Origin of the sequence: Bradyrhizobium nivariense, from assembly GCF_029846695.2 — a bacterium.
GTDB lineage: Bacteria > Pseudomonadota > Alphaproteobacteria > Rhizobiales > Xanthobacteraceae > Bradyrhizobium.
In genome coordinates this window covers 1-10,730 of sequence record NZ_JARWCR020000076.1, presented here as the reverse complement: position 1 = coordinate 10,730, position 10,730 = coordinate 1, and the positions used below count along the sequence as shown (strand labels likewise).

The 10,730-nt window shown below is 64.2% G+C and carries 11 protein-coding genes; 8 read left to right on the top strand and 3 right to left on the bottom strand.

Annotated elements, in window-relative coordinates; all coding sequences use genetic code 11:
* Window positions 1–85 precede the first annotated feature (85 nt).
* The 3 genes from QCM77_RS38170 to QCM77_RS38160 are packed head-to-tail and all read left to right on the top strand — an operon-like array spanning window position 86 to window position 2,278.
* A complete protein-coding gene (locus QCM77_RS38170) occupies window positions 86–907 on the top strand; it encodes an SDR family NAD(P)-dependent oxidoreductase (RefSeq protein ID WP_280096316.1) in 822 nt (273 codons plus the stop codon).
* Between the two features lie 14 nt (window positions 908–921).
* Window positions 922–1,476, top strand: coding sequence for a carboxymuconolactone decarboxylase family protein (locus QCM77_RS38165; RefSeq protein WP_280096315.1), 555 nt, complete (start codon window positions 922–924; stop codon window positions 1,474–1,476).
* Window position 1,477: 1 nt separating this feature from the next.
* Window positions 1,478–2,278 carry an SDR family NAD(P)-dependent oxidoreductase gene (locus tag QCM77_RS38160; protein ID WP_279688680.1) on the top strand — a complete coding sequence of 267 codons (801 nt, stop codon included), beginning with the start codon at window positions 1,478–1,480 and terminating at the stop codon, window positions 2,276–2,278.
* Window positions 2,279–2,346: 68 nt separating this feature from the next.
* Here the strand turns inward: QCM77_RS38160 and QCM77_RS38155 are convergent, their stop codons facing one another.
* Window positions 2,347–3,678 (bottom strand): PQQ-dependent sugar dehydrogenase, encoded by a 1,332-nt coding sequence (locus QCM77_RS38155; RefSeq protein ID WP_280096314.1) that lies wholly within the window; start codon window positions 3,676–3,678, stop codon window positions 2,347–2,349.
* 235 nt (window positions 3,679–3,913) lie between these two features.
* Between QCM77_RS38155 and QCM77_RS38150 the strand changes: the two genes are divergently transcribed.
* From QCM77_RS38150 to QCM77_RS38140, 3 genes are all read left to right on the top strand, one after another.
* Window positions 3,914–5,119, top strand: a complete 1,206-nt coding sequence (locus QCM77_RS38150) for a urate hydroxylase PuuD (RefSeq protein ID WP_280096313.1) — start codon at window positions 3,914–3,916, stop codon at window positions 5,117–5,119.
* A gap of 151 nt (window positions 5,120–5,270) precedes the next feature.
* Window positions 5,271–6,128, top strand: coding sequence for a VOC family protein (locus tag QCM77_RS38145; RefSeq protein ID WP_280096312.1), 858 nt, complete (start codon window positions 5,271–5,273; stop codon window positions 6,126–6,128).
* A gap of 78 nt (window positions 6,129–6,206) precedes the next feature.
* On the top strand, window positions 6,207–6,482 hold the full coding sequence (locus QCM77_RS38140; RefSeq protein ID WP_280096311.1) for a hypothetical protein: 276 nt from the start codon (window positions 6,207–6,209) through the stop codon (window positions 6,480–6,482).
* A 9-nt stretch (window positions 6,483–6,491) separates the two neighbouring features.
* Here QCM77_RS38140 and QCM77_RS38135 read toward each other — a convergent pair whose 3' ends face one another.
* On the bottom strand, window positions 6,492–7,526 hold the full coding sequence (locus QCM77_RS38135; RefSeq protein ID WP_280096310.1) for a L,D-transpeptidase family protein: 1,035 nt from the start codon (window positions 7,524–7,526) through the stop codon (window positions 6,492–6,494).
* A 195-nt stretch (window positions 7,527–7,721) separates the two neighbouring features.
* On the opposite strand from QCM77_RS38135, the gene QCM77_RS38130 reads away from it, so the two are divergent.
* A complete protein-coding gene (locus QCM77_RS38130; protein WP_280096309.1) occupies window positions 7,722–8,684 on the top strand; it encodes a lytic transglycosylase domain-containing protein in 963 nt (320 codons plus the stop codon).
* 48 nt (window positions 8,685–8,732) lie between these two features.
* Here QCM77_RS38130 and QCM77_RS38125 read toward each other — a convergent pair whose 3' ends face one another.
* Window positions 8,733–9,857, bottom strand: coding sequence for a DUF1236 domain-containing protein (locus tag QCM77_RS38125; RefSeq protein ID WP_279662717.1), 1,125 nt, complete (start codon window positions 9,855–9,857; stop codon window positions 8,733–8,735).
* 105 nt (window positions 9,858–9,962) lie between these two features.
* Here QCM77_RS38125 and QCM77_RS38120 point away from each other — a divergent pair, with 105 nt between their 5' ends.
* Window positions 9,963–10,424 carry an NUDIX hydrolase gene (locus QCM77_RS38120; RefSeq protein WP_279662716.1) on the top strand — a complete coding sequence of 154 codons (462 nt, stop codon included), beginning with the start codon at window positions 9,963–9,965 and terminating at the stop codon, window positions 10,422–10,424.
* Window positions 10,425–10,730 lie beyond the last annotated feature (306 nt).

Below are 10,730 nucleotides of genomic sequence, written 5' to 3'. Positions count from 1 at the left end.
CATGTGATGTCAATGACATGAATGCAGGAGGTGCGCCCTTCTCTCCGGCGGGGACGATTGCTAATCTGCACGAAAATAATTTGGGATGAACGACATGCAGGGCCCCGAGGACGATGCCGGCCTCGCCGGCAAGGTGGCGTTGATCAGCGGCGGCGGCGCCTCAGGCGACGGCATCGGCAACGGCCGCGCTGCAGCGATTCTGCTGGCCCGCGCCGGCGCAAAAGTGCTGGTGGCCGATCGCGATCTCAAGCTCGCCGAACGCACGGTCGAGATGATCCGGGTCGACGGCGGCACCGCCGCTGCCCATGGTGGCGACATCACCAGCGAGGGCGATTGCAAGACACTGGTTGAAGCCACGCTCGATCGCTGGGGCCGGCTCGATTTGCTCGACAACAATGTCGGCATCGGCAGCCGGGGCAGCGTGGTCGACGAGACGCCCGAGCAATATCGCCGCGTCATGCAGGTCAATGTCGAGACCATGTTCCTGCTCTCGAAGCATGCCATTCCCGCCATGACCAGGACCGCCAAGGGCGGCGCGATCGTCAACATCTCGTCGATCTCGGCGCTGCGGCCACGCGGGCTCACGAGTTACACGACCTCGAAGGCGGCCGTCATCGGGCTCACGCGCGCGATGGCGGTCGATCACGGCCGCGACAATATCCGCGTCAACTGCATCTGCCCCGGGCCGATGTACACGCCGATGGTCTATGCCCGCGGCATGAGCGAGCAGGCCCGCGCGCAGCGCGCCAAGGCCTCACTGCTGAAAACCGAAGGCACCGGCTGGGACGTCGGCCATGCCGTCAAGTTCCTGCTCAGCAATTTTGCGCGCTACATCACCGGCCAGGTGCTCGTGGTCGACGGCGGCGTTACGCTGCAAGCTCCCGAACGTGAATCACAAGAACACTGAAAGGAACACCAGGGATGGCCCGCCTGCCCTATCTCGAGGCCGACCAGGTCGCGCCCGAATATCGCGACATGCTCAAGCGCAACACCAATTTGCACAAGCTGCTGGTCAACTCGCCGGAGATGGCGCGCGCCTTCAACGGCATCGGCGGCTACATCCGCTTCAAGAGCAAGCTTGACCCGCGGCTGCGGGAGCTTGCGATCCTCCAGGTCGGCTGGATCGAGAAGTCGGAATACGAGTTCACCCACCATGTGAAGATCGGCAAGGAATTCGGCGTCACCGACGAGGACATCGCCGGCCTGATGGCGGAGACCGAGGGCAAGCCCTCGAAGCTCGAGCCGCTGGCCAAGGCGATCCTGAAAGGCGCCCGCGAGATGGTTCGCGCGCTCGCGATGTCGGACGCGACCTTCGTCGAGATCAAGCAGCATCTCTCCGACGAGCATATGGTCGATCTCGTCCTGACCATCGCTTTCTATTGCGGCGTGGTGCGCGTGTTCGCCACCACGAAAATCGACAACGAACCCACTTACAAAGAGGTACTCCAGCAGTACCCGATCCCGGGAGTGAACTGACATGCGCTTGATGGACAAGATTGCGATCGTGGTCGGGGCCGGGCAAAGCCCCGGCGAAGGCATGGGCAACGGCCGTGCCACCGCGCTCACCTTCGCGCGCGAGGGCGCCAAGGTGCTGTGCGTCGATCATCATCTGGAATCGGCGCAGGAAACCGTCGCCATGATCGCCGCGAAGCAAGGCAGCGCCGCAGCCTTCAAGGCCGACGTGACCAAGTCCGCCGACATCAAGGCGATGGTGGCGGACGCGCAAGCACGCTGGGGCCGGATCGACGTGCTGCACAACAATGTCGGCGTCAGCCTGTCCGGCGGCGACGCCGAGCTGCTTCAGCTGACCGAGGAGGCGTTCGACCGCGTCGTCGCCATCAATTTGAAGAGCTGCATTCTGGCGGCGAAAGAGGTGATCCCGATCATGCGCGCGCAGAACAGCGGCGTGATCATCAACATCTCCTCGATGGCGGCGATCACGACCTATCCCTACGTCGCCTACAAGGCGACGAAATCGGCGATGATCGCCTTCACCGAACAGCTCGCCTACCAGAATGCCGAATACGGCATCCGCGCCAACGTCATCCTGCCGGGCCTGATGAACACGCCGATGGCGGTCGACACCCGCGCCCGCGAATGGCACAAGACCCGCGCCGAGGTCGAAGCCGAACGCGACAGCAAGGTGCCGCTGCGCAGGAAGATGGGCACGGGATGGGACGTCGCGAATGCCGCGCTGTTCCTGGCGTCGGACGAGGCGAATTTCATCACCGGCGTGACGCTGCCGGTGGATGGCGGAGCCAGTGTGAGACGAGGGTGAGCGACGCGAGCCCAGTGCTTCTTCCCTTCTCCCCTTGTGGGAGGGTGCATCTCCACCGCGGCACGACTCTAGTGCGTCACCCGCCAGATCGTGCCGTTACCATCCTCCGACACCAGCAGCGATCCATCCTTCGCCACGGCAACACCGACCGGCCGCCCCCACACCTCCGCATCGCTCACCACGAACCCCGTGACGAAATCCTCGTACTCCCCGGTCGGCTTGCCGTCCTTCATCCGGATGCGGATCACCTTGTAGCCGGTGCGCTTCGAGCGGTTCCAGGAGCCATGCTCGGCGGCGAAGGCGTCGCCGTAATACTCCGACGGAAACTGCGTGCCCTGATAGAAGGTCATGCCGAGCGAGGCCGAGTGCGGCTGCACCAGCACATCAGGCACCGTCACCTTGTCCTTGAGGTCCGGCCGCGCGCCGGCGTGGCGCGGGTCTTCGTTGCCGCCGATATAGAACCACGGCCAGCCATAGAAAGCGCCTTCCTTCACGCTGGTGACGTAGTCAGGCACGAGATCGTCGCCGAGCCCGTCGCGCTCGTTGGTCGAGCACCAGGGCAGCCCGGTCTGCGGCTGGAGCGCGAGTCCGACGCAGTTGCGGATGCCGGTGGCGTAGATCTTCCGCTCCTTGCCATCAGGATTGAAGGCGAGCACGGTGGCGCGCTCGGTCTCGCTCGCCCATGCCGCGCCGAGCGGCTGCGTTCGCGACCATGCCTCCAACCCGCCCGGCGGCGTGCCCATGCCCTCGGCGACGTTGCTGAGCGACCCGACGGACACCAGCATGCGCTTGTTATCCGGCGTGAAGACGATGTCGCGGGTCGAATGGCCGCCGTCATGCGGCAGGCTCGCCACGACCGTCTCCGCCTTGCCGCGCGCCTTGAGGTCGCCGGCCTGATAGGGAAAGCGGACGACGCTGTCGGTGTTGGCGACATAGACCCATTGCGGATTGTCGCCGCTCGGGAAAAAGGCGATGCCGAACGGCTGCCGCAGTCCGCCAGCGAACACCCCGTTGGTCGCGACCTTGCCGCCCTCCCCGGTGCGCAATACGCGGATGTTGCCGGCGCGCGTCTCCGCGACGAAGACATCGCCGTTCGGCGCAACCCGCACGATGCGCGGGGCGCGCAGGCCCTCGGCGAACAGCTCGATCTTGAAGCCGGCCGGCACCTGAAGCGCAGCCTCCGGCGGACGCGGCACCACACGCGAGAAGCTCGCGACCGACTTCGTGGCGCCGGGCCTGACCAGATCCTGCAGCCGGATCAACCTGACCGTGCCGGGCTTGTCGGCCCGCCAATCGCCGTAGGCCTCCTTGCCCTGCAGGACCGGCTCGGCCTGTGCGCAGGTCGCAACTGCGAGCAGCCACCCCGCGGACATCGCCACGAACGAAATCCTGTTCTTCACGTCGTTTCCTCCCGGCCTTCACGTGTCGCGCGTCAACGCCGATCGACCCGTAAACGTTCTGCGATAGGTCAAACGCCTGCCGAATCCCACGTCAGCTCATGCCCGCACGATGTGCATCAGCTCCAACCCATCGTACTGGAAAATGCCGGTGATCGGTGCGACACATTGTAGGGGCGGGGCCGCCGGTTGCGGTCATCAAAGCTGCGGCATTGGTATCGCATCTGTTGGGGTGATCATGTGGGGATCCATCATTTCGGAATGGGCGAGCCTGCTGCTCCGCTGGCTGCACGTGGTGGCGGCGATCGCCTGGATCGGCAGTTCCTTCTATTTCATCGCCCTCGACCTCAGCCTCAAGCCCAAAACCGACTCTCCTGAGAGCGACCTGCCGGACGGCGTGCAGGGCGAGGCCTGGCAGGTCCATGGCGGCGGCTTCTACCGGATCATGAAATATCTGGTCGCGCCCGCCCAGATGCCGGACGAGCTGACCTGGTTCAAATGGGAGGCCTACACCACCTGGCTGTCCGGCTTCGCGCTGATGGTGGTGGTATATTATCTCGAGGCCGATTTGTTCCTGGTCGACAAGTCGATCCTCGACCTCACGCCATTCCAGGCCGGCCTGTTCAGCCTCTCGAGCCTCGCGCTGGCATGGCTGCTCTATGAAGGCGCCTGCCGTACCGGGCTCGCGCAGCGCGAACTTCCCTTCACCATCGGCGGCTATCTGTTCCTGGTCGCGTTGACCTATGCCTTCACCCACGTGCTGAGCGGGCGCGGCGCCTTCAACCAGATCGGGGCGATCATCGGCACCATCATGGTCGCCAACGTCTTCGCGCTGATCATCCCGAACCAGAAGAAGATCGTAGCCAGCCTGATCGCGGGACAGGCGCCCGATCCAAAGCTCGGCAAGACCAGCAAGGAGCGCTCGGTCCACAACAATTATCTGACGCTGCCGGTCGTCGTGCTGATGATCAGCAACCACTATCCCCTGCTTTACGCCACGCGCTTCAACTGGATCATCGTCGCGATCATCCTGGCGCTCGGCCCTGTGATCCGGCACTTCTTCAACGAGCGTCATGCCGGGCGCAAATCGCCATGGTGGGTGTGGGGCGTCGCAGCGGTCGGCGTGATCGCGATCCTCTTCCTCTCCGCCGCCGGACCGCGAGAGGTGAAGACGGGGGCGCTGTCGGCGCAGCCGACCCTCGCCAATGTCGAGGAGATCGTGATGTCCCGCTGCAGCATGTGCCATGCGGCCGAGCCGGTCTGGGCCGGCATCGTGACCGCGCCGAAGGGCATATTGCTCGATGCGCCCGAGCACATCCATCGCAACATCCGCCTGATCGGCCGCGTCGCCGCCTGGTCCAATGCGATGCCGCCGGGCAACATCACCGAAATGACCAGCGATGAGCGCGCCATCCTCGCCGCCTATATCGAGCAGGCTCGCTGACGCCATCGACCGTGATGCGTCGAGAGCATTTCGCGAAATGAAATTTCGCATCTCCCGCCGATTTGAAAATGACTTGGCCGCCTATCCGGCGTAGACAGGACCAATGGCCGCCAGCGCGGCCTCTGGTCAGTTTGCATTCGGGGAAAGAACAGTGGCCCTCAAGAACGTCATCGGTATCGACCACGCCGTGGTCATGGTTCAGAACCTCGACAAGGCCGCCGAGAATTACCGGCAGCTCGGCTTCACCATCTCGCCGCGCGGCACCCACAGCGCGCATATGGGCACCGGCAACTACACCATCATGTTCGATCCGGATTATATGGAGCTGCTCGGCGTGCTCGCTGCGACCGAGCACAATGCGCCCGCGCGCGCCTTCCTCGACAAGCGCGGCGAAGGGATCGAGCGCATCGCCTTCACCGCGGTCGATTCCACCGCCGGCGCGGAGGAAATCCGCGCACGCGGCCTGGAGCCGATTGGTCCGACCGATTTCGAACGGCCGGTCACGCTGCCGAACGGCACGGTCTCGGCGGCGAAATTCCGCACTTTCATGTGGCCGACCGCGGAAGCGCCAGGCGGCGTGCGCATTTTCGCCTGCCAGCACAAGACCCGCGAGACGGTGTGGCTTCCCGAGCTGATGAAGCACGCCAATGCGGCGAAGCGGATCAAGCAAACGCTGATCGCAACGCCAGAGCCCGCGAAGGAAGCCGCGCATCTGGGACGGCTGATCGACCGCGAGCCGAAGACGGAGGCCGACGGCGCGGTGACCGTGCCCTCCGGCGGTGATCGTGCCGATTTCGTCTATTTGACGCTGGACCAGCTCGGCAAGCGCTATCCCGGTGTCCCACTCACAGGTCTCTCCGAGCGCGGTGGCGCGGCCCTGGTGCTCGTGAGCGGCGATCTCGCGGCCACCGAGAAGGCGCTCGGTTCGGCGGCTGTGCGCAGCGGGACCGCGATCTGCGTGCCGCCGGCCAAGGCCAACGGCACCCTGCTCGCCTTCGTTGCCGGCTGAATTGAACTAATTCTTTAACAAGCGTTTACCGGGCGGCCCTAGGCTTCTGGGCTACCCACGCCTTCAGGGGCCAAGCGAATGTTTAAAGAGGAATCGCCGATCGCCTATGACGCGCCGGCCGAACTGAAGAAGTGGCCGTCGCTGAAGGGCGAGAGGCAGAAGGGCCGAGGTCCGCCCTATCTCGTCTACAACGGCACGCTCGCTGACTGCGTGCGCGAGCTCATGGGCAAGCCCATCAAGGGCATCTCGCTCTACGACATCATGACGAGGCCGCAAACAGCGTTCGACCAGACGGTGCTGTCGCCCGGCGATGCCGCCGAGATCGCGATGCGCAAGGACTTTCCAAAGGATTAGTTTCGAGGACTAGTTCGAGGCCCGCTTGCCGCCGGACTTCCCCGGGTGCTTGGACGAGGATTCCGTCGGCGCATCCAGGAAGACGACCGGTGTGCCGCGCTTGATATGATCGCCGAGCGCGCGCACGTCCCAATTGGTCAGCCTGACGCAGCCGTGCGACGCGGACTTGCTGACCTTGTCGGGCTCCGCCGTGCCGTGGATGCCGTAGCCCTGCGCGGACAGGCCGATCCAGTACGCCCCTACCGGATTGTTTGGACCCGGCTGGACATCGAACGGCCGTTTCGATTTGACGCTGCTGAACTTGTAGTCAGGATTGTAGTGATAGGTCGGCTTCTCGTTTGTGCTGATGACCTTGAGCGTACCGCTCGGCGTCGGACGGTCCGGGCTACCGATTGACGCGGGATAGAACGCGAGCAGGCGGCCGGCCCCGTCGAATGCTTTCAGCGTGCCGTTCTTCTTGTCGATCTCGAGCCGCGCAACGGGTGGCAGCTCGCCTCGTGCAGAGACATTCGCAACGGCAATCGTCTCCCCGGCCTTGTCGAAGGACTTGCCGGGATTGAGCGTCCGAAGCAGGTCCCCGCTCATGTGGACTCTTTCGGCGAGTCCCTCGAGCGGGCTGGTGTAGCTCAGCGCCTTCAACGACTTCATGTCCTCGAGCTTGCGCGGCAGCTCTTTCAGGAACGGTCCCTTCACATCGGCCTCGGTGATCCTGTAGTCGACAATCATGGGACCTTCGCTCGCCGCGCTCAGCCTGTCCCAAAGCTCCGGCGCGATCGTCTTCTCGAAAGCGATACCGCTCTGCTCGGCAAATGCCTTCAACGCTTTCTGCGCGTTCTCGCCGAACTTGCCGTCGATTTCGCCCGGCGAGAACTGCGTACGGTCCAGCATGATCTGAAGCTTCACCACGGATGCGCTGATCTTGTCGGTAGCCGGCTGTTTCGCGGGACGCGCAGCGTCGTTCACTGCGGTGGCATCGAGATTGTTCGCGAGCGCCGGACAGATCACCCACAGCGAAATCACTGCGCCAAGCATCCACCGCACCATGTCGCTCTTCCCAATTCACCAATGCTCCCCGCAAAACCGCGGAGAGTTTCCCGGCGGGAACACCGTAGTAGCACCGACGGAACCGACGAGACCGCAGCTTTGCCGCAATCGCACGGTTAAGAACTCCTCATCGCCCGCGCAGCGCTGGCCGTTCATCCCACAGTTCGCATCCCACAGTTCGAGGTTGCTCCAGCAATGCGATTTGTCGTCGCGGCTTGCGCCGCGTTTATGATTCTGATGTGCGACCTCGATCCGTCGGCGTCCCGCCAAGCACCAGCTTTCGACCACGCCGTTCTTCAAAACACTCAAGCCTCACCACTTGTTCCGGTGGTCGATCTGTTCCTCGCAAGCGTGCAGGCCCTCGAGCTCGCCAATGCACGCGCTGCCTTTGAGGAGACACCCGAGCCGCCGCGCGCCGTCGAACCTGTCGCGCAGGCGCCGATTTCGCCGACTGAACGATTCTGCAACGCGCTTCGTGAAGCCGCCGAGGCCAGCGGCATTCCCGTGCCGTTCTTCGCCCGCCTGATCTGGCAGGAGAGCCGCTTCAAGTCCAACGAGGTCAGCCAGGCCGGCGCCCAAGGCGTCGCACAGTTCATGCCGGAAACAGCAGCGGAGGTCGGGTTGGACGATCCCTTCGATGCGATGAAGGCGCTGCCGGCGTCAGCCAAATTCCTGCGCAAGCTCCGCGACGATTTCGGCAATCTCGGCCTTGCCGCGGCCGCCTATAACGCGGGCCCTGGCCGGATCCAGAAATGGCTCGCCAGAGAGAGCGAGCTGCCGCGCGAGACGCGCGACTACGTCCGCATCATCACCGGCACCAAGGCCGAAGACTGGACCGAACGCACGGAGGCCCTCGCGATCCGGATCGACCTGCCGCGCGAAGCGCCATGCGAAGGCATCGGCAGCCTGTCCAAGACGAAAGACGTCGCCTGGGTTCCGGTAAACCTGACGCCCTCGGTCACGACCATCATTCGCAAGGCGGAGCAACTGGCGGTGCGATTGACGACCAACCGTGCACGCAAGCGGTTCGCAACCCTGCTTCGGAAGAACGCTTCGGCTCACGGCAAAGCGCGCATCATGATTGAAGCGCGCGCGGCCGGAAAGAGCGCGAAGCGCCGAGTCATCCGTCTCGCCGCGCACGAACGATCTGCCAGCTGATGCCGGATCGGAAGCCGCTCGAGGGAGCGGCTTCCGGCGGCGTGCGAACTAGTCGATTTCCTCGATGATGCGGCGTTCGCGGGGCTCGATGACATAGGTCCGCGAATCGCGGTGGATGTAGCGGTACTCCCGCAGGTCGGGCGCGTCCCGGTAGACGGTGCTCGGGAATTCCTCGACCTCGACACTGTCGGGAACGCGGTCACCTACATGAATCTCGCTGCGTGCGGTGCTGCCGGTGGTCTGTCGTTCGCTCCGTCCCTCGGTGCGGGTCTTCGCATGCTTGCGGATCACTTCGCGATCGCGATCCGAAAACTTGCTGGCGCCGCGCTCGCGCGTGGTCGTCGTTGTCGCGGTGGATTGTCCCGAGTACGGCAGCACGGTCACGATCTTGTATGTCGCCGGATCGACCACGACGATCTCATCCTTCACCAGCGCAAAGCTGTAGCCGCGATATTGCGGCACGATCTCGACCACATCGGGCGGCAGCGTCGACAGCTGGATGTCGCGCGGCACCACCGTGCCGACGCTCAGCGAGAAATTGACGCTGGTCAGCGGCCGCACGTTGAGGTGGGAGATGGACGCGCTGATCTTGGTCTCCTGCTGCTTGTTGAGGTTGACGTCAGTGCGCGCCGCGGCCTGTGAATTGGCGCGCGCCCGCTCGCCCTGCGCCTGATTGCTGCTCGGCGCGTTTGGCGATTGCTGGGCCTGGTTGGTTCCGGTCCCGCTGGGCGCCTGCTGCGCCTGATTGGCGTTCGTCGACGGAGGGTTGGATCGATCCTGCGCCTGGTTCGAGTTCGCCGCCGGCGGATTGGCGCTCTGCTGGGCGCCGGGCTGGTTGCCGGCCGTGTTCGAGTTGGCCGCACCGCTCGACGGCCGAGAGGACGTGTCCGCGCTATTGGTAGCGTTGGTCCCGGAGCCGGAATTGGCCGATCCGGAAGACGGAGTTGTCGCCTCGGTATTCTGTGTCGACGCTCCCGGCGTCGATGATTGCTGCGGTTGCGACGTGGTCTGCTGCGTTTGTGCCGCGCCAGACGGCGAGGTGGTGGACGGAGCTGCGGAATTCGACTGGGATTGCGGCGTCTGCTCGGACTTGCTGTTCGTGCTTGGCGATTGCGCAAAGGCGGCGTTCGCCAGCACCAGCCCCAATGCGGTCGTTGCCAATAGGCGGATCATGGTTCACTCCCTTGTTCGGTTAAAGCGTTGGCTATTAACCTGCGCTAAAACCCTCTGTTCCACTTTTTCCCGAACGGAAGGCGCCGCGCCTGCACGGAACCTGCAATGCCATCGAACAGTGCCGGGATCCTCGCCTACCGAAAGCGACGGGAAATCGAGGTTCTCCTCGTTCATCCCGGAGGGCCGTTCTGGCGCAACAAGGACCTCGCTGCATGGTCGATCCCGAAGGGCGAGTATGCGGACGGAGAAGACGCAGACATCGCCGCGCGACGGGAGTTTGCCGAGGAGCTCGGACTTGAGCTGTCTATGCCGCTGATCGCGCTTGGTCAGGTCAAGCAGCGCGGCGGCAAAGTCGTCACCGCGTTCGCAGTCGAGTTCGACATCGACGTGCGCAGCATTCGCAGCAACACGTTCGAGATGGAATGGCCGCCGCGCAGCGGCAGACGGCAGACCTTCCCGGAGGTCGATCGTGCCGAATGGTTCACGCTCGAAGAAGCGCGCGAGAAGATCAACGCAGGACAGCGCCCGCTGCTCGAGCGGATAGCTCAGGTGGCCGGCATCGGATAACCGCTTCGATCGCGTACCGCGGCGCTTGCAACGCGTCAGTCACACCGGCTTGTCGTCGTCGGTCACCGGCTCCCTCTCCCGCTCGCGGGAGAGGGCTGGGGAGAGGGTGTCTCCGCAACGGGATAATCCCGAAGCGGAAAGAGCCCTCACCCGACGCTACGCGCCGACCTCTCCCGCAAGCGAGAGCTTTGCACAAAGGCGAATCAGGGATTCATTAGGGCCTAGGCTCGGAGGGGCTCGGGATGGCATATCGACAGGTTGGGCAACCGGGTTTCGCGGACGCGCTGGTGTCGCGGCGAGGGAAAG

What these genes read in the sequence shown, in the direction of transcription:
- QCM77_RS38150 (WP_280096313.1), top strand. Translation starts at nt 3,914, where the DNA reads ATGTGGGGATCCATCATTTCGGAATGGGCGAGCCTGCTGCTCCGCTGG.
- QCM77_RS38160 (WP_279688680.1), top strand. Translation starts at nt 1,478, where the DNA reads ATGCGCTTGATGGACAAGATTGCGATCGTGGTCGGGGCCGGGCAAAGC.
- QCM77_RS38170 (WP_280096316.1), top strand. Translation starts at nt 86, where the DNA reads ATGAACGACATGCAGGGCCCCGAGGACGATGCCGGCCTCGCCGGCAAG.
- QCM77_RS38125 (WP_279662717.1), bottom strand. Translation starts at nt 9,857, where the DNA reads ATGATCCGCCTATTGGCAACGACCGCATTGGGGCTGGTGCTGGCGAAC.
- QCM77_RS38165 (WP_280096315.1), top strand. Translation starts at nt 922, where the DNA reads ATGGCCCGCCTGCCCTATCTCGAGGCCGACCAGGTCGCGCCCGAATAT.
- QCM77_RS38120 (WP_279662716.1), top strand. Translation starts at nt 9,963, where the DNA reads ATGCCATCGAACAGTGCCGGGATCCTCGCCTACCGAAAGCGACGGGAA.
- QCM77_RS38130 (WP_280096309.1), top strand. Translation starts at nt 7,722, where the DNA reads ATGCGATTTGTCGTCGCGGCTTGCGCCGCGTTTATGATTCTGATGTGC.
- QCM77_RS38140 (WP_280096311.1), top strand. Translation starts at nt 6,207, where the DNA reads ATGTTTAAAGAGGAATCGCCGATCGCCTATGACGCGCCGGCCGAACTG.
- QCM77_RS38135 (WP_280096310.1), bottom strand. Translation starts at nt 7,526, where the DNA reads ATGGTGCGGTGGATGCTTGGCGCAGTGATTTCGCTGTGGGTGATCTGT.